The organism is Bacteroidota bacterium, from assembly GCA_016715425.1.
Classification (GTDB): domain Bacteria; phylum Bacteroidota; class Bacteroidia; order Chitinophagales; family BACL12; genus JADKAC01.
The window spans coordinates 38,721-61,003 of sequence record JADKAC010000006.1 but is presented as its reverse complement, the minus strand read 5'-3'; the positions used below and the strand labels follow the sequence as shown (position 1 = coordinate 61,003).

The 22,283-nt window shown below is 34.3% G+C and carries 25 protein-coding genes; 6 read left to right on the top strand and 19 right to left on the bottom strand.

The features are described from left to right. Nucleotides 1-73: 73 nt before the first annotated feature. From IPN31_11870 to IPN31_11850, 5 genes are all read right to left on the bottom strand, one after another. Complete coding sequence (locus IPN31_11870; GenBank protein MBK8682579.1) at nucleotides 74-4,552, bottom strand: hypothetical protein; 4,479 nt, start codon at nucleotides 4,550-4,552, stop codon at nucleotides 74-76. Nucleotides 4,553-4,646: 94 nt separating this feature from the next. Then, on the bottom strand, nucleotides 4,647-5,480 hold the full coding sequence (prmA, locus tag IPN31_11865; protein ID MBK8682578.1) for a 50S ribosomal protein L11 methyltransferase: 834 nt from the start codon (nucleotides 5,478-5,480) through the stop codon (nucleotides 4,647-4,649). Next, complete coding sequence (locus tag IPN31_11860; protein MBK8682577.1) at nucleotides 5,477-6,241, bottom strand: triose-phosphate isomerase; 765 nt, start codon at nucleotides 6,239-6,241, stop codon at nucleotides 5,477-5,479. Before IPN31_11860 ends, prmA begins: the two co-directional genes overlap by 4 nt. A gap of 34 nt (nucleotides 6,242-6,275) precedes the next feature. After that, nucleotides 6,276-7,463: a GlmU family protein gene (locus tag IPN31_11855; GenBank protein ID MBK8682576.1), complete on the bottom strand. Its 1,188-nt coding sequence runs from the start codon at nucleotides 7,461-7,463 to the stop codon at nucleotides 6,276-6,278. A 59-nt stretch (nucleotides 7,464-7,522) separates the two neighbouring features. Next, nucleotides 7,523-7,771: a type B 50S ribosomal protein L31 gene (locus IPN31_11850; protein MBK8682575.1), complete on the bottom strand. Its 249-nt coding sequence runs from the start codon at nucleotides 7,769-7,771 to the stop codon at nucleotides 7,523-7,525. A 99-nt stretch (nucleotides 7,772-7,870) separates the two neighbouring features. On the opposite strand from IPN31_11850, the gene IPN31_11845 reads away from it, so the two are divergent. After that, nucleotides 7,871-8,341: a hypothetical protein gene (locus IPN31_11845; GenBank protein MBK8682574.1), complete on the top strand. Its 471-nt coding sequence runs from the start codon at nucleotides 7,871-7,873 to the stop codon at nucleotides 8,339-8,341. Nucleotides 8,342-8,403: 62 nt separating this feature from the next. After that, complete coding sequence (locus IPN31_11840) at nucleotides 8,404-9,297, top strand: BatD family protein (protein MBK8682573.1); 894 nt, start codon at nucleotides 8,404-8,406, stop codon at nucleotides 9,295-9,297. Here the strand turns inward: IPN31_11840 and IPN31_11835 are convergent, their stop codons facing one another. Then, the gene (locus tag IPN31_11835) at nucleotides 9,298-9,882 is read right to left on the bottom strand and encodes a YihA family ribosome biogenesis GTP-binding protein (protein MBK8682572.1); all 585 of its coding nucleotides are present in this window, start codon (nucleotides 9,880-9,882) and stop codon (nucleotides 9,298-9,300) included. It abuts the gene before it with no gap. Nucleotides 9,883-9,939: 57 nt separating this feature from the next. Between IPN31_11835 and ubiE the strand changes: the two genes are divergently transcribed. Together ubiE and IPN31_11825 are read left to right on the top strand one after the other, a co-directional pair. Further along, nucleotides 9,940-10,665, top strand: a complete 726-nt coding sequence (gene ubiE / locus IPN31_11830; protein MBK8682571.1) for a bifunctional demethylmenaquinone methyltransferase/2-methoxy-6-polyprenyl-1,4-benzoquinol methylase UbiE — start codon at nucleotides 9,940-9,942, stop codon at nucleotides 10,663-10,665. Next, the gene (locus IPN31_11825) at nucleotides 10,614-11,342 is read left to right on the top strand and encodes a PorT family protein (protein ID MBK8682570.1); all 729 of its coding nucleotides are present in this window, start codon (nucleotides 10,614-10,616) and stop codon (nucleotides 11,340-11,342) included. Before ubiE ends, IPN31_11825 begins: the two co-directional genes overlap by 52 nt. Nucleotides 11,343-11,441: 99 nt before the next feature. Here the strand turns inward: IPN31_11825 and IPN31_11820 are convergent, their stop codons facing one another. From IPN31_11820 to IPN31_11785, 8 genes are all read right to left on the bottom strand, one after another. Further along, nucleotides 11,442-11,732 (bottom strand): nucleotidyltransferase family protein, encoded by a 291-nt coding sequence (locus tag IPN31_11820; GenBank protein ID MBK8682569.1) that lies wholly within the window; start codon nucleotides 11,730-11,732, stop codon nucleotides 11,442-11,444. Nucleotides 11,733-11,948: 216 nt separating this feature from the next. Next, nucleotides 11,949-12,272, bottom strand: a complete 324-nt coding sequence (locus tag IPN31_11815) for a type II toxin-antitoxin system PemK/MazF family toxin (GenBank protein ID MBK8682568.1) — start codon at nucleotides 12,270-12,272, stop codon at nucleotides 11,949-11,951. Continuing rightward, nucleotides 12,263-12,508: an AbrB/MazE/SpoVT family DNA-binding domain-containing protein gene (locus IPN31_11810; protein ID MBK8682567.1), complete on the bottom strand. Its 246-nt coding sequence runs from the start codon at nucleotides 12,506-12,508 to the stop codon at nucleotides 12,263-12,265. Before IPN31_11810 ends, IPN31_11815 begins: the two co-directional genes overlap by 10 nt. Nucleotides 12,509-12,782: 274 nt before the next feature. Then, on the bottom strand, nucleotides 12,783-13,592 hold the full coding sequence (locus IPN31_11805; protein MBK8682566.1) for a hypothetical protein: 810 nt from the start codon (nucleotides 13,590-13,592) through the stop codon (nucleotides 12,783-12,785). Between the two features lie 70 nt (nucleotides 13,593-13,662). Next, entirely contained in the window at nucleotides 13,663-14,199 is a 537-nt protein-coding gene (locus IPN31_11800; protein ID MBK8682565.1) for a dCTP deaminase, read from the bottom strand. Continuing rightward, nucleotides 14,196-15,113 (bottom strand): hypothetical protein, encoded by a 918-nt coding sequence (locus IPN31_11795; protein ID MBK8682564.1) that lies wholly within the window; start codon nucleotides 15,111-15,113, stop codon nucleotides 14,196-14,198. The genes IPN31_11800 and IPN31_11795 overlap by 4 nt, the downstream gene beginning before the upstream one ends. Nucleotides 15,114-15,126: 13 nt before the next feature. Then, on the bottom strand, nucleotides 15,127-15,684 hold the full coding sequence (locus tag IPN31_11790; protein ID MBK8682563.1) for a hypothetical protein: 558 nt from the start codon (nucleotides 15,682-15,684) through the stop codon (nucleotides 15,127-15,129). Continuing rightward, a complete protein-coding gene (locus tag IPN31_11785) occupies nucleotides 15,672-16,313 on the bottom strand; it encodes an orotate phosphoribosyltransferase (GenBank protein MBK8682562.1) in 642 nt (213 codons plus the stop codon). Before IPN31_11785 ends, IPN31_11790 begins: the two co-directional genes overlap by 13 nt. A 7-nt stretch (nucleotides 16,314-16,320) precedes the next feature. Here IPN31_11785 and IPN31_11780 point away from each other — a divergent pair, with 7 nt between their 5' ends. Continuing rightward, entirely contained in the window at nucleotides 16,321-16,950 is a 630-nt protein-coding gene (locus tag IPN31_11780) for an NUDIX domain-containing protein (GenBank protein MBK8682561.1), read from the top strand. Here IPN31_11780 and coaD read toward each other — a convergent pair. The 4 genes from coaD to IPN31_11760 form a co-directional block, all read right to left on the bottom strand. Then, nucleotides 16,928-17,389 carry a pantetheine-phosphate adenylyltransferase gene (coaD, locus tag IPN31_11775; protein MBK8682560.1) on the bottom strand — a complete coding sequence of 154 codons (462 nt, stop codon included), beginning with the start codon at nucleotides 17,387-17,389 and terminating at the stop codon, nucleotides 16,928-16,930. The two genes, IPN31_11780 and coaD, sit on opposite strands and share 23 nt — an antisense overlap. Nucleotides 17,390-17,397: 8 nt before the next feature. Continuing rightward, nucleotides 17,398-17,928 carry an RsmD family RNA methyltransferase gene (locus IPN31_11770; GenBank protein ID MBK8682559.1) on the bottom strand — a complete coding sequence of 177 codons (531 nt, stop codon included), beginning with the start codon at nucleotides 17,926-17,928 and terminating at the stop codon, nucleotides 17,398-17,400. Further along, nucleotides 17,904-18,761: a DUF3822 family protein gene (locus IPN31_11765; protein MBK8682558.1), complete on the bottom strand. Its 858-nt coding sequence runs from the start codon at nucleotides 18,759-18,761 to the stop codon at nucleotides 17,904-17,906. The genes IPN31_11770 and IPN31_11765 overlap by 25 nt, the downstream gene beginning before the upstream one ends. An 87-nt stretch (nucleotides 18,762-18,848) precedes the next feature. After that, nucleotides 18,849-19,493, bottom strand: a complete 645-nt coding sequence (locus IPN31_11760; protein MBK8682557.1) for a hypothetical protein — start codon at nucleotides 19,491-19,493, stop codon at nucleotides 18,849-18,851. A 299-nt stretch (nucleotides 19,494-19,792) separates the two neighbouring features. On the opposite strand from IPN31_11760, the gene IPN31_11755 reads away from it, so the two are divergent. Continuing rightward, a complete protein-coding gene (locus IPN31_11755) occupies nucleotides 19,793-21,124 on the top strand; it encodes an MATE family efflux transporter (protein MBK8682556.1) in 1,332 nt (443 codons plus the stop codon). A 119-nt stretch (nucleotides 21,125-21,243) separates the two neighbouring features. Here the strand turns inward: IPN31_11755 and IPN31_11750 are convergent, their stop codons facing one another. Continuing rightward, nucleotides 21,244-21,966, bottom strand: a complete 723-nt coding sequence (locus tag IPN31_11750) for a hypothetical protein (protein ID MBK8682555.1) — start codon at nucleotides 21,964-21,966, stop codon at nucleotides 21,244-21,246. Between the last annotated feature and the right edge of the window lie 317 nt (nucleotides 21,967-22,283).

Below are 22,283 nucleotides of genomic sequence, written 5' to 3'. Positions count from 1 at the left end.
TTTATCATTTATCATTTACCATTTACAATTGCCTATTGCTAATTGCCTATTGCCTATTTATTTTCACCACTCACTACTCATCTGTATCCTCTTCCAATTCTCCCGTTGATTCTCCTGTTAGCAACATCATCCGCCGTACAAATTTACCCACTGCTGGTTTAGATTCCAGCATATACACCAAACGTTTTCCATCTGCTTCAATAGTGCGTTTGCTATCGGGTAGAGTAAATATTTTTTCATTGATTGCATCACTGGAAGTATAGAGTTTCATTTGTCCTTTTCTGTAAGTGATATAGAAATAATCTTCGTAAGGTGTTTCGAAATACAGAGTAAAATTATCAATTCCTGACTTGCGTGAAAACTCTACATAGGTTTTAATATTTTGATTTATTTGTTGAGGACCTATCCATACAATTTGACCTGTTGAGCCTGTGGAACGAATTGCTTTTGAACCTTCGTCCCAAGTTAAAGGAATGCCTGTAATTAATAATGAATATGGAATATCTTTTGGCTTTGAAAGATATCCGATTTGATTTACTGATTCCATTAATTTCTCACTTTGCTTTTCATCACCCAATTCATAAATAGCTCCTAATAATAATGGCGAACTGAAATAATCAATAAAATCACTTTCCACATTTCCATTATAAATCAATTCACCAATTGCTTTCATCACTTCTTCATCAATAGGTAAATTAAATGCAAGTGTAGAATTTATACTATACACCGAGTCAATTGCTTTTTTTGCAATACTTCCGTACGATTTTATATCAACGATTTCAGTTTTCATACCGAAATACAAAGGTCCTTCCGCAGTTACATCTCCTGTTTTATCATCATAAATCATCAATGATCCGGGGAGTGTATTATCAAATGTTTTTTCTACGTTTCCAAAAAAGAATTTTGATTCATTTTCATCATAGTAACCATCACCTCTTGCAACATAAATCATCTGATCACTTTTGCTATATCGTTTGCCCATTAGACTTGTATATAACACAGGAGAATCAAATCGCTTAAAAACACCGGCATACACACTGTCGTTACTTTCTGATTTTGCAATGTTCATATTAAATGTAGGTTCTGCCGGATCAATTATCTGATCCACTCTAAACCAATCGGTTTTAAAATTTGCAGTATCACTCACCTCTAATTTTACATAACCTTTAAACCTTAAAAATTCTTCTGTGGTATTTACTTCCACCGGACCTTTAAACAACACTTTTTTCTCTAATTCAAATTTTGAAGTATCCTGCACATATCCTTTGGCAAATAATTGAAAAACATACACATTGGTTAAAGAATCTTTTAATTTTTTTACAGTGATTTCTTCAATAGGTATTTCTTGTAATTTTCCTTGTGGTGTGGTGTATTCATAAACACCTTTTCCTGCAATTGCATTACGACCATAAATATCTACGTTTGCTTTTTTAATATTATGATATGCATAAATTGTATCCGCTACAATTGTTGCATTTTGAAGTGTACGCATCTTTGCATCTGATTCGATAAATACTTTACCGCTATCCGGAATTACATGTGCATCTGCAATTGCAATATGCGGAACTCCTTCCACTCCAAGTATATAGGTTTTAAGATTAAATTTTCCGTTGGTTCCTTCAAACCATAATCCATCTTGCTCAGGATTTGTAGAATAAAAATTTCCAAACTCTTTATTTGTAGATTTAAAATCTAGTATACCTGCTGTCATATCCCAATCAAATTCGTTGATGGTAGTTTTGTATTGATTAAAAGGCATCTCAGTCATTACTGTATCAATATTGGAAATAAAATGACCTGTCATTTCTCCAAAATCCACAAAAGCACTAACATCATTCATGCGCAATGCAAGTTTATTTGGATCAATAGATTTAATAATCATGGAAGCTGTATCTGCAAACATCGTTTCCGCACCAAATCCAAATAAGTTTGAATACAATTCAGCATCCAACCACTTCATTGTTCCTTCCGCTAATAAACCACCTGAAGTAACAGTCAGACTTCCAGTTAATGTAGTTAAACTATCAAAAAAATTAAAAGGTGTTTCACCTTGATGAATAAACATTTGATCTTTATATGGCATCCATAATAAATCAACAGTAGTATTATCTACCGCAGGAAATTCAGTGCCTGCTGTTGTTTTTGTAATATCAAAATTTTCTACAGCAGCAATTGTACTGTCTGGAAAAAAATTAATTTTTGATGAGCGTGATTTCGAAGCCATAAATTCAATTAATCCTGAACCTTTAAATCCTTCATTACTCAAATAAATACTGTCGTTGTATTTTCCCAATCCACCATACATCGCATATCCTTCCGGTGGTGTTTTTGTTTTAAAGCCTAATGATCTATCCTCCTGCAAGGATAAACTCTCACGGAAATCCGGAAATATGCCATCGGAAATCATGGTGCCACCAAATTCAATTTTTCTGTAATCAATCTCATCCATTTGCTCCACATGAAAGGGATCTGCTTTAAAGAAAAATTCATCTTTTTTATAAACACCATTAAACACTTCGGGCTTTTCATAATCTGCTTTTGAAGTAGAATAACTTTGGAAAATCGGATACTCAGGAAAATTTTTTCTACTTGATTTATTATCCGCTCTATCTATTTGTAATTCTCCACTTAAATTACTGAAGTTAGTTTTCACCGGTAGATATAATACATTACCATATTTATCAGTTTCAGTTGACTCTACATATAAAATCATGGAATCAATCATAGTCATTTTAATATTAAAAGTATCGTAATCAAAATAAAAACCTGTTCCCACAAAATCTGCATTTCCACCAACAGTGCGACCATCATAATTCATGTCTCTGTCTTTCTTCATCAATAGTTTTCCTTCAATGGGATAAATCAAAACAAACTGCGAATCGCTGAGATAAACCTGATCAACACCATTGATATGCAGATCGTATTTTTTTAAATCGAGTTCTGCATTATTCCCTTTTGTTTGCGACATCATTTGAATGATATCGTAATCTCTTTTGCCAATATAGGAATCCACGTAATTCACCAGTTTATCTTTTACCGTCACCATATTCGTATTAGGATCATAAAATATAAAACCTGATTTCATCATGTCATATAATAAACTGCGAATACCATCAACAGTAAGTGATGGATTTATTTCTTTAGCAATGGATGAAGCCGTTAAAATTCTGGTACCAGATTTTTCTGAAAAGCGTTTAATAAGCACCAATGGATTTGCAGGAGATACTGCCTGAACGCTTTGATATAAATCCTGACTAAATAAATCCTGACTTTCAAAATAGGAACGCTTTTCTCCACCACCACTTAAATTGCGCATAACTAAAGTAGTATCATTCAATGCCCAAACAAGTTGATCTATGTCTATATCAATTCTGTGAAACGAACTGTAATAAGCGGCACCTGCTGCACCAATTTCTCCACGAGATAATGTTACTGTTTGATTGTTTGCTTTATAATTTAAATTCACATCCGGATGATAAATTGAATCCTGACCAACATGCAATGTTACTGATGCATGTTGTGAAAAAATATCATCGGGTTTTATTAAAAAAGATTTTGATCGGGCAGTCATTACTTTACGATCAAGATTATCACGAAATTCTAGTCGTGCATAACTGGAATCTTCGGAGGCTCCAATTACTTTATTTCCTTTCAAAAAAAAGTTACCATAGTAATCAACCTTATCAATTACATTCTCAATTTTAATTTGATTGTCGTAAGATTTAAACTGCGGATAATCAAATTTACCTGGGTCTGGATTCACAATCAATTTATCTACATACGTTCCTTGCAGTGGTTTATTCAAATAGCCGATGTAATTAAATGTAATGGAGTCAATACGCAATTCTGCTTTCTCCAAGTTGATTGTAAACTCACCAAGAGTTCCATACACATTGTTACTATCCAATTGTGCTTTCATCCAATTAACTCTACCTCCACTGCCAATAAATATATTATCAAGTGGGAAGTAAGTTCCGGTGGTGTTAAAAATAAATGTTCTGTCACCTGTGGTTTGTCCAATAATATTTAATGCAGGAAAAAATATTTCAGGTTGACCATTTTCCACCTTCATTTGAAATTCATAGGCATCATGTCTCCACACTTTTGATTGAGAAAAATATAATGCGCTTTCACTGTAAAATGGACCGGAGAATTTCATGAAGTTTACAAACTGTGATGTGGTTCCTGTTTTAATAATTTCAGCAGAAGCTGTCATCCAGTTATCGTATTGATCATACGTTTGGCCGGAGTTTAAAAAAGAAGTAACGGCATTTAGCATTTCAGAAAAAGCAGGAGAGGGGCGCATTTTTTTATCGAGCATGCTATTACATAAATCAATAAGCTTATCTGTTTGTTCGGCTGAAATATTCCCTTTGTTGAGTTGAGTTGAAAACGCATCCCATGCAATTTGTCCGGCCTCATTATTATTCGCTTTCAGAAACGTACTTAATTCTTTATAAAACGTTGTTGGATCATATGAAAAAGATTTTATTTGCCCGAATACAGTTTGCATGCAGCACATTAAAATTATCGGAAGTATGATTTTTTTCATGTTGTTAAATTAGCCATATTAAGTGGTAAGCAAAATTCTAATGAGTGGGTATTCCGGTTGTCAGATAAATCGGCAAATACAGTTAAAAATTGTTTTAAGATTTTGTGAATACTGCGGATATCCATTCGTTGCGTTTCCATGAATTATAAAGATGCAATCCGTTTTTTTCTGCAACATTTGTAATATCCTGAAGGTCTGGAATTAGTATTCCGCTAATTAATATTATACCATCTTTTTTTATAGCATTACTCAATAATGTAATATTTTCCTGAATCACTGTTTTATTAATATTTGCAAGTATAATATCAAAGGATTTATTGGTGAGCATATCTAATTCACCGAGTTCAGTTTCAATAATATCTACCACAGCATTCAATCCGATATTATCAATGGCATTATGATAAGCCCATTCGTTATTGTCAATAGCAAATACAAAATCAGCTCCTCGTTTAGCTGCTAATATTGCTAATATTCCTGTTCCACTTCCTGCATCACACACTTGTTTATTTTTAAAGTCCATATTCATCATTTCCTGAATCATTAAATATGTGCTATCGTGATGTCCTGTGCCGAAAGCCATGCGTGGTTCAATTACAATTACTTCTTCAAAACCCGTTTGCTCAGGATGAAAAGTAGCACGAATTAGACAACGGTTTTCTACATTAACTGGTTGGAAATTTTTCTCCCACTCTTCATTCCAATTTTTTTCTGCAATAGATTGAGATTTATAATTAAAAATAAATTGTGATTGCAGATTTTCAATTTCATGTTTTAATTCTTCGGTATGATCTTTTTCAAGTATGTAAGCAAATAATGTATTGGTATCCTGCTCAAAAGTATCAAAGCCTAAATCGGCTAATAATGCCACCAGAATTTCAACCGTATTTTCATCGGCAGTGGTAAAATGATATTCAATATATTGCATCATGGTGTTCGGGAAGCTTCAATTATTTTAAGAAAATCTTCTGCCTGCAATGATGCACCACCTACTAAAGCACCATCAATATCTTTTTGTCCAAATAATTCTGCTGCATTATTTGGTTTTACGCTGCCGCCATATAAAATTCTTGTTTGTTCCGCAACCGTTTCACCCAACATTTTTTGTAATTGAGAGCGAATGAATGCATGCATTTCCTGTGCTTGTGCAGGAGATGCATTTACACCTGTTCCAATTGCCCAAACCGGTTCGTATGCAATTATTATCATACGAAATGCATCATGACTTACTCCGGTAAATGCTTCTTTTAATTGTGATTCCACAATTTTAAAATGATTGTTTGCATTGCGCTCTTCAATTGTTTCCCCACAACAAAGAATTACAGGCAATTCATGTCGCAGACCTGCAAGTACTTTTTGATGAATTGTATAATCTGATTCCTTATAAATCTGTCGCCGTTCGCTATGACCAACAATAACAAAAGAAGCGAAAATGGAAAGTAATTGCGGTGCAGAAATTTCACCAGTATATGCACCCTGATCGTGTTCATTCAGATTCTGGGCACCAAATAAAATTCCTGTCTCACCAAATCTTTGGAATAAATGTCTGATAAAAACAGTGGTTGGGGCTATCCATATATCTCCATAGTTTTTCAATCTGCTTAATCCATTTGCTATTTCCGCAACTGTTGCTTCTGCTTCATTTAATGTTTTATGCATCTTCCAATTTCCGGCGACTAATTTTTTTCTCATCTGCTTTATTCCGTTTTATAAATTAAATAATTTTTTATTTTGAAATTCGAGTTTCAAATAAATATTGTAAAATTTCTTTATCAGTTTCTGTTAATTCAATTTGTCTTCTGCCCATTACTTGTTCTGCAACTTCTAATGCCTGATTAATTTTAAATTCTGTAAATCCAATGGCACCTCCCCAACTGAATGATGGTATATAATTTCTTGGAAATCCTGCACCAAAAATATTCGCACTCACACCTACAACTGTTCCTGTATTAAACATCGTATTAATTCCACACTTAGAATGATCGCCCATAATTAATCCACAAAATTGTAAACCGGTAGCAGCAAATTTTTGTGTGGAATAATCCCAAAGTTTTACTTCAGCATAATTGTTTTTTAAATTGCTATTGTTTGTATCTGCGCCCAGATTACACCATTCGCCAATAACAGAATTTCCCAGAAAACCATCATGCGCTTTATTGCTGTATCCAAAAATTACAGAGTTATTTACTTCACCACCCACTTTACAATGCGGACCAATTGTAGTTGCACCATAAATTTTAGACGACATTTTTAAAGTGCTGTGATCACACAATGCAATTGGCCCACGAATAACAGAACCTTCCATCACCTCCGCATCTTTACCAATATACACCGGACCTGTTTCTGTATTTATTATTGCAGCTTGAATAATTGCACCTTCTTCTATAAATATTTGATTACCAATGATTGTATTTGTATCGCTAAATTTTTCAGAAGTTCTGTCTTTTGTTATTTGTAAAAAATCCTGACGCAACACTGCATCATTCAATTTAAAAATATCCCAGGTGTTTTTAATTTCAATTAATGCATCGGTGTAATTAATTGCTTTCAACGATTTTGTAAAAGCAATGCATTCCTGCGCATTTTTTAAAACCACATCTGATTTAAAACCAATCACAGTTTCCTCTTTTATTAATGCTTCACCAATATTTAATTTTTGTAGCGCATCAATAATTAAATCATCGGGAATACAAGCACCATTAATATAAATGTTTGGAGATGATTGTGGGGAAAGGAATTTTTTTTGTAAATAATCTTCAGTGCAATAGCTGATAGTTGCGTCGGTATATTGAATCCACTTTTCTGCAATTGTTGTAATTCCCACCCTCATTTCTGCAACCGGCCGGGTAAAGGTGAGTGGCAGCAATTTATTCCGGCGCTCATCATCAAAGAATGTAATCTGGTGAATTGACATCTTACAAAAATAAAAACCCCGCTCATAAAGCAGGGTTAAGAGTTAAGTGAATAAGTAATTTACTTCTTAGCGTATTTCTTTTGGAATTTCTCAATACGACCTGCTGTATCCACAAATTTCATTTTACCTGTGTAAAATGGATGTGACATATGAGATATTTCCAGCTTAATCAGTGGGTATTCATTGCCATCTTCCCATTTAATGGTTTCGTTGCTTGCTGCAGTTGAGCGGCTTAAAAATGAATAATCCGTTGAGAAATCTTTGAAGACAACGGCTCTGTAATTCTTAGGATGTATTTCTTTTTTCATTTCTTTTCTAGATATTGGGGCGAAGTTAAGCAAAATCAGTAAATCTTTCAAAGCTCCAATAATTATCATTTATCAAAGGATTTCTACCTTTAAAGAATCATGCACTGGCGAACACTCAACGGACAAAGTCTTACACAACCTATCAAAGAGGTAGTGCAGCAAACTATTGAAAGAGAACTTGCCGCCGGAAATAAATTAAAAGTTTGTATCGGTTCGGACTCGCAGGTATATGGCAGGAATATCGAATTTGGAACTGTCGTCGTATTTCTTCGCAAAGGTCATGGTGGATTTATGTATATCGCAAATGAAAACACCTCTCAACCCATGTCTTTAAAAGAACGGTTGCTTTATGAGGTAAGCTTATCCATTGCTATTGCATACGAGTTATGTGATTTGTTGGATAGATATAAAATTGATTTGGAAGTACATGCAGATATTAATACAAATCCGCAGTTCCAAAGTAATGCTGCACTCAGTGAAGCAATGGGTTATATCCTGAGTATGGGTTTTGTTTTTAAAGCAAAGCCTGATTCATTCGCCTCTTCCAGTTGCGCCAATAAGGTTGTTTAATACGTCACTTCTTTTTATCAAATGAATAGGCATTAATTGCTGTGCCTTTTACTTTTGAATGTATGTATAGGAAGAGAGATTTATTCACCGTATTTTTTATTTTATTTTCATTCAGTATCAGTGCGCAGAAAGTAGAAATATCAATGCATTCCGAACCAGAGAATGCCGCACTAAATCAACCAATTCAAATAATAGTGAAAGTGCAGGACAGACCTGATGCTGTGGTATTACCCGAGCTTACAGATTTTATTGTAATAGCTCCTTTCGGTCCACCGATGGTGTATTCTGAAATGCGGGGAATTACGGATGATGTAGAGAAAATTGAAATATCCACTTATACAGCTTTGGTAGTTCCTACTTCTACCGGAAAATTTAAAGTGGATGGTGTTTCTGTTTTGAATGGTAAAAAATTAATGAAAACTAATTCTATAACCATTGAAGTGGAGAATAGAAAAGTTTCCTGGGAAGACAGTACCGCCGTTGCACAAAAGTTTACAGGTTTTCGTGGCAATGATAAACCTTATACACCGACAAAAACTGCAGTTAATTATAATAAACCTACATCCAATACAGGCGTAGGTGGAAACTCTACTACAATAAATTCTTTTGGCAGAGGAGTAGATGCAATGGAAATTATTCCGGTATCTGAAAATGTTACTGCAAAAGTGGGTGAGGAGTTTACAGTGGTTTTCAATGTGTATCGTGAAGCGGAAGTAGTTCAATTCAATGCCTCAGTAGAAATAACTGCTCCCGAGGAACTAGATGGAATAACCGTATTAGAAGGGCCAAATAAAAGACTGCATTCCAAATCAAATGGCTTTAGAAAATATACGGAAGGCACTGTTGAATATATTTGTATTGCAGATGTTGCAGGTGAGTATTTAATTCCTGCAATTGAAATGACACATAACGGAAAAACTTATTCTTCTGCGCCGGTTACCATTGCTATTCAATAATTACTTATTTATTATTTCGGAAATGTATTGCAGCACTTTTTCTTTGCCCAATTTTTTTTCAGCAGATGTAATAAATATCGGAGGCATTGCTTCCCAGTTTTCCGATAATTTTTTTTCAAAATCTGATGTCTTTCCTTCCTTTCGTCGCTTATCCGTTTTTGTGTAGATAATTGAAAACGGTAATCCCGATTCTCCCAACCAATTTGCAAATTCTAAATCTGAATTCTGTGGAGGTATAGATCCATCTACCAATAAAAATGTAGTTTGTAATGTTTCTCTTTCGGATAAATAAGTGCGAATCATCGTTTCCCATTTCTTGCGCTGCACTTGCGACACTTTTGCATAACCGTATCCCGGTAAATCAACGAGATAACAAATTTTATTCAGCAAATAAAAATTCAGCGTTTGTGTTTTGCCGGGGTTAGATGATATTCTCGCTAAGTTTTTATGTCCGGTTAAATAATTAATAAGTGATGACTTCCCCACATTCGACCGACCGATGAAAGCAAACTCAGGTAGTTGATCTGTAGGACATGCAGCGTTTTTTACAAAACTGCCGGAGTAGGTTACTTCATGAATGATCATGCGCCAAAGTTAAAACCCTGCGTTTAACAATTGCGATATTTCTATTTTTGCGGCTGCATGTCAAATCCGGTTACACCATATAATACAGATTCCACCAAGAAAGAACAGGTGCAAAGTATGTTTGATAACATCGCACCGAAATATGATTTCTTAAACAGATTGCTTTCGTTGGGTGTAGATAATTATTGGCGAAAAAGAGCAATTCGTGAGTTGCGGAAAATGCCTCATAATACTATTTTGGATGTAGCTTGCGGAACCGGTGATTTTAGTTTTGCTGCCATGAAATTGCATCCTGAAAAAATTACCGGTTTAGATATTTCAGAAGAGATGCTGGAAATTGGCCGACAAAAAATTGCAAAGGCCGGCTTTACAAAACAGATGGAATTTATAAATGGTGATTCTGAAAATATGCCTTTTGCAAACAACAGTTTTGATGCTTCCACTGTGGCTTTTGGTGTGCGCAATTTCGAACATCTTGTAATTGGATTAACAGAAATAAACAGAGTGTTGAAGCCCGGTGGCAAGTTGGTAATACTGGAATTTTCCAAACCAAAAGTATTTCCCGTTAAACAATTATTCAATTTTTATTTTAAGGCAATATGCCCATTTATAGGTCGTTTAGTGTCGAAAGATGCAAGAGCCTATACTTATCTTTACGAATCGGTTCTTGCTTTCCCTGAAGGAGATGCATTTATAACACATCTGGAAACAGCAGGATTTAAATCATGTACATGTACAAGACTCACATTTGGAATTTGCTCGCTTTACACCGCAATAAAATAATATTGATTATTGTGTTGTTGATGGCGAATTCTGCATTCAGCCAATTAACAGTGCGTGATTATGAAAACAGGTTTTCCAGAAAACCATTTCACTTCGGAATTTCACTTGCTTACAATACCAGCTATTATAAAATTCAATACAACCCTGCATTTTTATACAGCGATTCTATATTAAGCGCCGATAGCCAAAATGGTCCGGGATTTAATCTTGGTATAATTTCAAATTTGCATTTGGGCGATCATTTTGATTTGCGTGCAATCCCATCTTTATCCTTTGCAGAAAAATCTATTCTTTATACACTCGCAGATGGCAAAGAGGAAACACAATTAATTGAATCTATCTATTTCAATTTTCCGGTTGCTTTTAAATTTAAGAGCAATGCATATAAAGAAATGAAGGCATTTGCAATTGTGGGCGCCACTTATTCTTACGACTTATCCTCCAATGCAAAAGCACGTAATGCAGAAGATATTTTAAAAGTCGGTTCGCATGATGTTTCTTTAGATTACGGCGCCGGAATAGAAATATATTTTCCCTACTTTATTTTCTCGCCGCAGATAAAAATTTCTCACGGTTTAATAAATCTGAATACACCTGATGAGAATCTGATTTATTCCAGAATGATTGACAAACTTTTTGCCCGGACAATTTTATTTACGATTCATTTAGAAGGATAGTTGGTATCGGGTATTGGGTGTTGGGTATTGGGTATTGGGTATCGGGTATTGAGAGTAATATATCTTCAAGAAATAATATTTGATTTCTATCCTCGGGTTTCAAATGTATTTAACTTCTTTAAGTATGATTTCTTTAATACGATCCTTCAAAGCATTCGAAGTTACTAAGTCAATTCGTAGTCCCAATTTGCTCTCAAGGAACTGTTCTAAAGTAAAAAATTCCCATCCTACTGGGCGTGAAAATTCAACAAGGATATCAAGATCACTATTTTCATTCTGTTGGTTTTTACTATAAGAACCAAAATAACCAATATTGGTCACATGAAATTTTTCAGAAATTTCAGGTTTAATTTGCTTTAATTTCTTTTCTATATCTATAATGGATAACATATCTGCAAATTAATGAAATTTTGATTATATATATACTTTCGGATAAATTCTTTTTGGTGTTTTTTACATGCCAGCGGGAACCTGCGTATTGATAAAAACAATTCTTATTATTCACGCAGGTTCTCAACAGCCACAGCACATAGCTTCTGGTTGAGGAACCTGCTTGCACAGGCAAGGGAATAGGGTGGGAATGAAATCAGTTATGGGGTGCACTTTTTAATCAACGTAAGTTTCTTGTAGAATTTCTTTAACCAGGGATATTTCCTTTTCTGTTAAGGTGTTCAATATTTTTATAATTCGTTGCCTATCCACTGTTCTGATTTGATCTAAAACTATATATCCCTTTCCTGTTTTATGCTTAATCGCAATTCTTGTTGGATATGGTTTTGAGCTACTTGTCATAGGCGCAATTACAATAGTCTGCAAGTATCTGTTCATTTCATTAGGTGAAATAATTACACATGGCCGGGTCTTTTTCATTTCACTACCTATTGTAGGGTCAAGGTTAACCAGAACAATTTGATATTGTTTTAACTCCATTCTTCAAAGTTTTCATCTTCAAACACATCCGAAATAAAAAGCTTATCATCACCATTATTATGCATTTTTTTGAAAGCCTTATCCCAGCCAATTCTTGAAGCTGTTTTTGGTTTTAGAATGATATAGTCCTTTTCAAGAATCACTTCAAGAGTATCCTTGATGTTATATTTCTCAATTAAGGTTTTTGTTAATCGAATGCCTTTAGAATTTCCAATTGATATTACTGATATGTCCATAAAATTTATTTAAGTGTGATTACAAAGTAATTACATTATTTTGAATTGACCAAATTCAATTAGGCAGACAAGGTAGCTTATCTCTTATGTCTCAGCAGGTTCCCCGCATTTTGCCTTTGTGCGACTGCCAGTGGGAACCTGCGTATTGATAAAAACAATTCTTAATATTTACGCAGGTACTCAACAGCCACCGCACATAGCTTCTGGTTGAGGAACCGGCTTGGACAGGCAAGGGAACATGGGGGAAGGAATAACATAAGTTTGGTTCTTTACTTTACTCATCAATAATTGAAATCTTGATATTGATTTCTCTGATTCTTTCAATTATTTGTCTAGTGGTCATTAAAAAATTAATATAAACTGTTGCAAAAGCACGGTTACGGCTATTATTACGATCATTATTATCTATCTCAATAAGTTCATTCAAATCTAAAATGCCAAGACTAAATAAGTTAACATCGATTTGAACAATATATTCGTCATAAATTCGGTGATATGAGGAGATTAAAATTTTTCCTAAGAAAGTATCACTTTGAAGCATGCGTAACTGTAGATTCGATATCGCCTCAAACCTTAAAAGCAGATGTCTAAATTGATGCATGTGCTTATCTATTGGTGCACCAGCTTTGGAACGAAATACAATATATTCAAGAATATCTTGGATATAGTTTCTTAATTTAATAATAGGAGGGTTTTGACTTAATTCATGAAACCTATTAGCAGTGTAACTTAGGTAAACAGAAGGAATTTCATTTATCCACTCTAATAATGAAGGTTCAAATTCTGGGAGTTGCTTTTCCAACAAGCCATAATAGTGTACTGCCCTAATATGGGTTAATTCTTTATCCGCCTTAATATTTGTTTTAGATTGCTCTCTAAATGAAAAGTAAATCAATACACCTGAAAAAAAGGTTAGTATAGTTCCAACTATTCCTGAAATAGCATCACCAAAATTTCCAAGATCGTTTTCCTTTGTATTAGAATAATAGATGAAAAATGAAATAGCAATTGCAACAATTAAAGTAATTAGAATGGCTCTCCATACTAGTGTTATATTTTTAAATAATACAAATAATTTTTTCATGGTAGAGAATAATTTATATATCATTTTTTCCTTATTGGTTAATATCCCTACCAACCGAAATCTAATTTCCTCAAAACTTATTCTTAAACATCATACTTTCCACCGGGCGGATGGTGCGGTTAATGTATTTGGCGTCTTTCTTTTTGTTGTAGTAATTCTGTATTTCGCCATTTACTTCGAAATAAATTAATTGTCCGATAGGCATGCCGTAATAAATACGCACTGGCTGCGCACACGAAATTTCGAGTGTCCATGTGTTGCAAAAACCGACATCGCCTTTGCCGGCTGTGGCATGGATATCAATACCCAAACGACCAACACTGGACTTGCCTTCTAAGAAAGGAACGTGTGCATGTGTTTCGGTATATTCCTCAGTTACGCCAAGATAAAGTGTGCCGGGAAAAATGACGATGCCTTCGTCGGGAATAATTATTTCATCAATCAGATTATGCTTTTTTGCATCCAGGATATGATCTTTATATACGGCAAGGTAGCGGCCCAGATGCACATCGTAACTATTGGTTCCAAGACAGTCCTCACGATAGGGTTCAATCAGTATCGTGCCTTTTTCCATTTCTTCTAAAATCCCCTTGTCGGTAAGTATCATTTGTTATCTATTAAAATTTGCCATTGAATTATGCGACGATCATCGCCGCACGAAATTAGGAACTTGGAATCCGCTGTCCAAAATACATTGTTCACAGAATTTTTATGTGCTTCGTATTTAGTATCTATCACTTTCAGCAAAGTAAAATCTTCGGCATTCCAAAGCCGGATTGTTTTATCACGAGATGCCGTGGCTATAATGCCATTGCCGGCGCAATATGCAATATGATTTATGGTGTTTAAATGTGCGGGTATTAATCGCATGGAATGTGTTTCATCATTTAAATTAATTATTCCCAATTGCGCATCTCTTGATCCGGAAATTAATTGCTGTGTGTTTGGAATGTATGTTAATGAAAAAATAGAATTGGTATGTGGGGTTTCTATTTTCTCGAAACTGAAATCATGCAAAGAAATTTTATATAAATAATTATCGCTTGCACCTGCATACATATTTTCATTTATTATATGCAAACAGCGAATACTTTTTTCGCTTAATAAAATTGTATGTATTAATTGAAAATTTGAAATATCAAACACAAATACATTTCCTTTTCCTGATGATGCAAATAGATAGTTTTCATTTACTGTGATATCAAAAATAATATGCGGACTTTGTGTGATATCTATAATTATAGAATGCGTTTCTGTATCAATAATTTGTAATGCACCTGTTAGTTGACCAACAGCAATAAGTGAAGTGCCGGGTAATTTACACACACTGAAAATAGAGGATGTAGTTTTCGCTATTGCATTGCCGACATTATCTTCTGATAAATTCCATACAGCAACTAAGCCATCACCACCGGCAGAAATAAATGTATTGGTATTGTAACCTTCAATTAATCGGTAAATAGCAGCAGTGTGTCCGCTGTATTCTTTATGTTTTTTAATTTGTATTTGAGAAGGCAACATGATAAGAAGTAAATTACTGTGCGAATATTACACCCGCTAATAATGCAGCTAATACAGCACCTATAACAGAACAACAAAGTGCAATGAAAATATAAAGCGGGAGTTTGCGAATTAATCGTTCATATAATTTTTCGGTTACAAGATTTGCTAAATCCCGCACACCTTCTTTAAAATAATATTTTAATTGTTTTGATTCACTGAAGTTTTTTTCAAGTATTTGTGGCAACGCTTTTTTCATTTCAGTATTAAATACCACTTTCAATTCTTCAGTAAGTTTTTCATCAATAAACATTTTTAAAACAGGTAATTCGGCAGGTAATGTTGTTTGCATAAACGTATCAAAATGAAGCAACATATCAACTTGCATCGGCGCTAATATTTTTTCGTGCAAAGACAAATCACTTAATTCATTACTTACATATTTCAATAAGTCATTTTGAAAACTCTTTCGGAAGTGCAACCAAAAACGGCGCAGGATAATAAAGATAAAAACACTGGTAAGCATAATTGTAATACCAGCCGCTGCAAAGCCGGTTGCAATTAATGGCAACAAGTTGTTTAATTCATCCATACAGAAGGATTTTGCCGCCAGGATTTTAATAAGGCTTCTGTTTCATTTGGAATTATACCATTCGTCATTGCAAATTCAATTGTAACCGGATAATCGGTTAAAGTAAAAAACGGACAATCTGCATCTTGAAATGCTTGTTCAGAAACGGGAAATGCATAAGTAAATAAAGCAGCTAATCCTGTAACATGGGCTCCAACATTGCGCAATGCTTCCACTGCTTTTAAACTGCTGCCACCTGTGGAAATTAAATCTTCTATCACCACCACTTTATTTCCTTTGGCAATTTTTCCTTCAATCATATTTGTCAATCCATGTTTTTTTGATTCGGAACGAATATAAATAAAAGGCAAACCCAAATGTTCAGCCACCAGCAACCCATGTGGGATTCCGGCAGTAGCAACACCTGCAACAATTTCTGTATTAGGAAATTTTTGCCGCACTATCTCTGCTAAGTTATTTTTTATAAACTTGCGTATTGCCGGATAAGAAAGTGTTAACCTGTTATCACAATAGATTGGTGACTGCCACCCGGAAGCCCATGTAAACGGTTTCTGAGGGCTGAGTTTAACAGCTTCTATTTCCAGTAAATTTTTTGTGAATTGCTTTGCAATTTGTAAATCAAACAACATGAGCCAAATGTATAAAATATTTATAAACGAGATCCCTGTATTTATCCATGAAGATAAACCTGCACCTGAAATTGAATCTACCGAAACCAGTCCGGTATTTTTTTTTACACAGCGTAAAGAGATTAAGAAAGCCATGCAACAAATTGAAGCCGGTGGTCTTGTGCGCAGTTTAACAGTGTATGGTGATGATGCTAAAGCAATTCGCTCACATTTATTTTCCGATTATAAAATCATAAAAGCAGCGGGAGGAATTGTGATGAATAATGCTAAAGATGTGTTGATGATTTACCGACATGGCATGTGGGATTTGCCAAAAGGAAAATTAGAATTGAATGAAAAAATTCCTGAAGCTGCAATTCGTGAAGTAATGGAAGAAACAGGTTTGGAAGATGTGGTGATAATTAAAAAATTGATGAAGACATATCATACCTATTTGATTAATGGCAATAAAGTTTTAAAAATCACACATTGGTTTTTAATGCGCAGTAATGAAACTGATTTTATACCACAAATTGCAGAAGGTATTGAACATGTAAAATGGGTGACTACTTCGGAATTGGAAAATAAGTATAAACAAACATATAAGAATATTCAGAGTGTGCTGGATGCGGGAATTATTGCTGCATATCTCTTATAACACAAGCTGGAACCAGGTTCTCAATATTGCCTTTATATCTTACAAGTTCTCGCACAATTGTAGAGCTTATATGTGCAAACTCAGGAATGCTCAGCATAAAAACAGTTTCAATTTCCGGAACTAAAGTGCGGTTTATTAATGCGATATTTTTTTCATATTCAAAATCACCTGAGCTTCTTAATCCCCGCAATAATACTTTTGAATTGCAGCTTTTACAAAAATCAATTGTCAATCCTTCATAGCTTGCAATTTCGACTTGAGGATATTTTGAAAAAATTTCTGCAATCCAAATCATCCGTTGTTCCAGACTGAAAAGATTTTGCTTTTGAGCATTTTTTCCAATTGCAATAATTACAGTATCGTATAATGCAAGACTGCGCTCCACAAGGTTTACATGACCAAGAGTGATTGGGTCAAAAGATCCCGGGAAAACTGCTATATTATTTTTCACAATTCAAAAATACTGAAAATCGTGGTGCCGTAATTTCGCTTGCGTTTAAAATGTGGATGTGCATCAAAATTATGATGGGGATTATGTTCTAAAATAAATAAACCACCGGGCTTTAATAATTCAGCAGCAAAAATTTCTTCCGGAATTTGATCTAATAAATCCAACTTATAAGGTGGCCCTGCAAATATTACATCAAATGCAGTGCGTGTGCTTCGCATATATTCAAATACATCCATTTGAATTACATTCACCGGCAATTGAAATTCTGTTGCGGTTTGACGAATAAAATTTACACTCTTCACATCTTTTTCAATACATACTATTTCAGTACAACCACGAGAGCCCATCTCATAACTGATACTTCCGGTGCCGCCAAATAAATCGAGAAAACTTACGGATTCAAAATCAATAATATTCATCAGAATATTAAACAATCCTTCTTTTGCAGAATCTGTTGTAGGCCGTGCCGGAATTTTTGCCGGCGGATTAAATCTTCTGCCTTTTAAATCGCCTGAAATGATTCGCATAATTGCAATCCTGAAAGTGTATAAAAAGTATGAAAAGGAATTTCGAGATCAACAGGAATCTGAAGATTCCCATGATTTTGATTAAAAGAAATATGCATGAAAAATTTATATAGCTCTTTATAAATTAAAGAATCCTGAATCAATTCTCCTGAGATATTTAAGTTCAAAATATTGCGATCGAAAGATTTTTGTTCGCATGCTAATAACAGGTAATACATAAAATCATCTGCATTACTAAAATTAAAACGATTGATAAAAACAAGTTTTGTATTGCGAAATAATGTTAGGAAATAATAGCCATCTTTTACATCTAAAAACACTTGATCCGAATCTGTACTTTCAACAATTGTTTTATTAGAAAACATGAACGGTAAGATTGCATGATGCCAAATTACTTTTGGTTGAACCTTCTCAAAAAAATAGCGGAGTTTATGATGTAGTGTAAAAACAATATACATATCCAATGATTCTGCAAATTCAAAATGAGTAGCGGAATCCACATCATCATTGCAAATAAAATCGAGATATTTATTTACATTGTTTGAATCGAATAATTGTGCAGGCACTACTGTAAAGGGGCTCCAGGCAATAGCTGCATGTTGTTCGTGATACGGGCAATGCAGAGTATCTTCGGTATTCACTGCAATCTGAAATTTTTCAAAATCGAATTGCATTTCTGATTGTTGATTGAATACAATTTTTTTTATCACAGAAATTTCACCCGAAGAAGCATTGTAAATACAGTAGCTAAAATGCGTGTAATCAATCTCAAAAAAAAGAGAAAGATGTCTTGTGAAAGCGATATTAAAATCCGGATGTATATAGGACTGCATAAGCGATTAAAGTTAAAAATTAAAGCTTAATTACTTTACATAAAAAAAGCCCTGCTAGTTGAGCAGGGCTTTTTTTGAAAATTATTTTTATTCAAATTCAACCGCTTCTCTTTTGTATAAATATTCAGTAGTGGTTTCATACATACTCCCCATTTGATATCCTTCATCAGGTTTAAAATATTTAGTATTTAATCCTTTTAATAAATATTTATTTGGTGCTGTAACAATAAACACAGGCACTTTAATTCTGCCACCACCTGCATCAATAAGTCCGGCATTCATATAAAATTTTTGTCCGCCACTGAAAGGGATATCGGCAATAGTTTCTCTTTTATATTTATTGTCTTTAAATAAAGTATCCTTTAATGCAATACGAGAATTAAAAGTTACTTCAAATTTTGTGGTATCATCCGCAACTTTAGGATCTTTACCATAAAGCTCTGCATTGTATTTTGCTTTTGGAATTAATAATTTACGTTCAATAGTCATGCTGTCATGATCAATAACATAAAATAAAGAATCCCAGGAGGAGGCGTATGTACCTTTTACTTCTTTATAAGCAAATTGCAGGTTACGAATAGCATCCAGTTTAGGTTCAACGGCGGCGAATCTTATTTTACTTTCTTTATCAAACTTAATAGGACCACTGATTCCTGTAATAAGTGAATAAACGAGATAAATAATCACGATACCGAGTACGGAGATAATAATCATTGATGTAGAACGCTTCATAGCTTCTTTTTAAGAATTTTAAGTGCACGCAATAATAATAACTTTATTTGAATACCTGCCTGCTTAATCGATGTTTACAGCGTGTAATATTTTAGTTAAATTTCCAAAACTGCTATTGGATTAATCTATGAATTTATTTATAAACCTTGATTTGTATTTAAGTATAAGCGATTCTGTATGTTGCAAAATAGAGGCATATTTGCCGGATTAAAATCGGGGTGAGCCAAAGGAAACATTACTTATCACAAGCTGTTTTAAAATATCTTTGGCCGCCGTAACATACTATCAATAATAGGTATTTGCAACTTCAGATAACATATCGTCAAATCTTCAACATCTCCCTACCGCTGATGATTAGCAGTCTGTTTAATAATATTATCAATCTGATTGGAGTAGCTTTCATGGGTAGAGTAGGTGAGACAGAATTAGCCGCTTGCGGTATTGGGGCATTGTTGTTTATTACGCTCACTATGATACCTTATGGATTGTCAGTAGGGATTCAAATTATTATTTCGAGAAGAGCAGGAGAGAAGGATGAAAGGAGTATAGGAACCATATTTAATAACAATTTTCTGTTTATGTTCTTTGTGGGTTTTGTAATGTTTGCAATATTAAAATGGGCAGTGCCTTCTTTTCTTCAGCCCATATTTTCTTCGCAAGAAGTGTATGAAGCAGCAATGGTTTATCTGAATTACAGAGTTTGGGAGTTATTTCTAGCGGCATTTGCTTTTCTATTTATAGCCTTTTATACCAGTATTGGGAAAAATCAAATTATCACCTGGAGTGCATTATCTATGTTGGTAGTAAATATATTTTTCAATTATAGTTTGGTGTTTGGAAAGTTTGGATTTCCTCCTATGGGAATTGCAGGTGCAGGTTTGGCTTCTCTGATTTCAAGTTGTGTGGCAATAATCATCAACTTTGCATATCTTATTGTATCGCCTTTTCGCAAAAAATTTGGTTTATTTCAGTTTAAGAGATTCGATTGGCGGGCGATATATAGTGGATTAAAATTATCAGGACCTGTTGTGATGCAGCATGTGCTTTCTACTGGTACATGGGTATTGTTTTTTTTGTTGATTGAACGCATGGGTAGCGGGGCTTTGGCGGCATCTAATGTGGCTAAAGAGGTGTACATGGTATTGGGCGTAACTACCTGGGGATTTGCAAATGCCACTAATTCTTTAGTGAGTAATATCCTTGGTCAAAACCGACATGAGGAAATGTTTGATTTATTGAAAAAAGTTTTGGTTATCAGTATTTCGTTTTCAATGCTGTTTTGTTTGTTAATTGTATTGATGCCGGAATTATTTATCGGCATATTTACCAATGATCCCCATATTACTGAGCTCGCAAAAAATCCGGTGCGAATATGCGGTTTATGCCTTGTAATGATGGCGGTAGCAAGTGTGTTATTCCGAGCTGTTACCGGTACAGGGGCCACTAAGTATTCTTTATTACTGGAAGTAATAACCTTAGTAGTATATGTAATTTATGTTGTAATTCTGGTTCCGGTATTACATGTTAATCTCACTATCGCCTGGACAAGTGAACTCTTGTATTGGTTTACATTGGCAATTTTATGTTGGTATTATCTGAAGAAAGGCAATTGGAAAACTATGCAAGTGTAGAGTAAAAACAGGAAGGGAATACTTAAGATGTTTTGTTCTGTAAAAGTGATTATATTCTAAAAAAGAAAGAGACTGAATCAATAAAGAAACAGTCTCTTGAAAATTAATTCCAATTTATATTATTGTATTAACCAACCCACTCTTATAAAGCCGGAAGGCACCATAGCAAAACCACTTGATTTAGCACCTGGAGAAGTAAAAGTAAAAGTATCACCATCAATTGTTTGAGTTCCCTCTACATCTTTACCGGAAAAGGAATTAAAGCCCCAGCCTAATTCACCACCGATATATAAATTTTCCATAACATAGAAATCTAAACCAGCTAACAGGTTAAGTCCAATAGTAGAACCGGCACTCCAATTTGGAAATGAAGAAGCCCAGTCACCTGTAATTTCAGCAGTGGTTCCTTCTTCATAATAATAATTGAAGCCATCAAAGTTGGCCTGATCCCAGGTTTCTTTAGCGCTACCCATTTGTATATTTAGTTCTGCACCTATATAAGGAGCCAATCGATTAGTGCCTGCAAAATGCTTTTCTATTCCCGGTCTGAATGTGAATAGTGAACTTGACATAGTTGCTGAACCTTCGGCTCCGGTTCCATCAAAATTTTCTGTAACTGTTGTAGTGTTTTTATCACTTAAATAAGCGAATTGAAGACGCAAGGCTAAATCTTGAGACATAAAATATCTTACCCGGATATTTGGGGTGAAAATATTTATGGGTGCAGTACCGGTTTGAAAATTTATTTGTGTTTCAATGGTAAAAGCACCTGCATCCGGCTTTTGCGCAAAAGATGCAGTTAATAGAAGTACAGCAAATGCTGTTGTTGTTAATCTTTTCATAATCATTTGTTTTAGTTGTTTAAATTTTAAAAAAGAAAATTGTCTTCATGATAAATATTATATAAGAGTATTGTTTAATTACTTGAATAAATAAAACTTTAAAAATGAAATCCTTCTCGATTACCAAAATTGTAGAGCTGCTTTCCTAACTGCTCTACTCTATGCTTTGCAAACTTCCACAACTAACAGATTTAATGCAAGACACTACACTTTTTCTTTTACACAATATCCCTTTAGTATTGTGTCAGTAAACTGGACAATGATGTTGATTCATAAATTTTTATTCTCCTGGTTTACCATATGCTTTTCAGGTAAGA

Bases quoted from the DNA above. Each gene is read 5' to 3' on its own strand.
- IPN31_11855 (MBK8682576.1), bottom strand. From the start codon at position 7,463: ATGTCAATTCACCAGATTACATTCTTTGATGATGAGCGCCGGAATAAA.
- IPN31_11870 (MBK8682579.1), bottom strand. From the start codon at position 4,552: ATGAAAAAAATCATACTTCCGATAATTTTAATGTGCTGCATGCAAACT.
- IPN31_11820 (MBK8682569.1), bottom strand. From the start codon at position 11,732: ATGTTATCCATTATAGATATAGAAAAGAAATTAAAGCAAATTAAACCT.
- IPN31_11780 (MBK8682561.1), top strand. From the start codon at position 16,321: ATGTATAAAATATTTATAAACGAGATCCCTGTATTTATCCATGAAGAT.
- IPN31_11835 (MBK8682572.1), bottom strand. From the start codon at position 9,882: ATGATCATTCATGAAGTAACCTACTCCGGCAGTTTTGTAAAAAACGCT.
- IPN31_11850 (MBK8682575.1), bottom strand. From the start codon at position 7,771: ATGAAAAAAGAAATACATCCTAAGAATTACAGAGCCGTTGTCTTCAAA.
- IPN31_11825 (MBK8682570.1), top strand. From the start codon at position 10,614: ATGTACAAGACTCACATTTGGAATTTGCTCGCTTTACACCGCAATAAA.
- IPN31_11815 (MBK8682568.1), bottom strand. From the start codon at position 12,272: ATGGAGTTAAAACAATATCAAATTGTTCTGGTTAACCTTGACCCTACA.
- IPN31_11790 (MBK8682563.1), bottom strand. From the start codon at position 15,684: ATGGATGAATTAAACAACTTGTTGCCATTAATTGCAACCGGCTTTGCA.
- IPN31_11750 (MBK8682555.1), bottom strand. From the start codon at position 21,966: ATGAAAAGATTAACAACAACAGCATTTGCTGTACTTCTATTAACTGCA.
- IPN31_11760 (MBK8682557.1), bottom strand. From the start codon at position 19,493: ATGAAGCGTTCTACATCAATGATTATTATCTCCGTACTCGGTATCGTG.
- ubiE (MBK8682571.1), top strand. From the start codon at position 9,940: ATGTCAAATCCGGTTACACCATATAATACAGATTCCACCAAGAAAGAA.
- IPN31_11765 (MBK8682558.1), bottom strand. From the start codon at position 18,761: ATGCAGTCCTATATACATCCGGATTTTAATATCGCTTTCACAAGACAT.
- IPN31_11860 (MBK8682577.1), bottom strand. From the start codon at position 6,241: ATGAGAAAAAAATTAGTCGCCGGAAATTGGAAGATGCATAAAACATTA.
- IPN31_11805 (MBK8682566.1), bottom strand. From the start codon at position 13,592: ATGAAAAAATTATTTGTATTATTTAAAAATATAACACTAGTATGGAGA.
- IPN31_11810 (MBK8682567.1), bottom strand. From the start codon at position 12,508: ATGGACATATCAGTAATATCAATTGGAAATTCTAAAGGCATTCGATTA.
- IPN31_11795 (MBK8682564.1), bottom strand. From the start codon at position 15,113: ATGTTGCCTTCTCAAATACAAATTAAAAAACATAAAGAATACAGCGGA.
- IPN31_11785 (MBK8682562.1), bottom strand. From the start codon at position 16,313: ATGTTGTTTGATTTACAAATTGCAAAGCAATTCACAAAAAATTTACTG.
- IPN31_11840 (MBK8682573.1), top strand. From the start codon at position 8,404: ATGTATAGGAAGAGAGATTTATTCACCGTATTTTTTATTTTATTTTCA.
- IPN31_11845 (MBK8682574.1), top strand. From the start codon at position 7,871: ATGCACTGGCGAACACTCAACGGACAAAGTCTTACACAACCTATCAAA.
- IPN31_11800 (MBK8682565.1), bottom strand. From the start codon at position 14,199: ATGATACTTACCGACAAGGGGATTTTAGAAGAAATGGAAAAAGGCACG.
- prmA (MBK8682578.1), bottom strand. From the start codon at position 5,480: ATGATGCAATATATTGAATATCATTTTACCACTGCCGATGAAAATACG.
- IPN31_11770 (MBK8682559.1), bottom strand. From the start codon at position 17,928: ATGCGAATCATTTCAGGCGATTTAAAAGGCAGAAGATTTAATCCGCCG.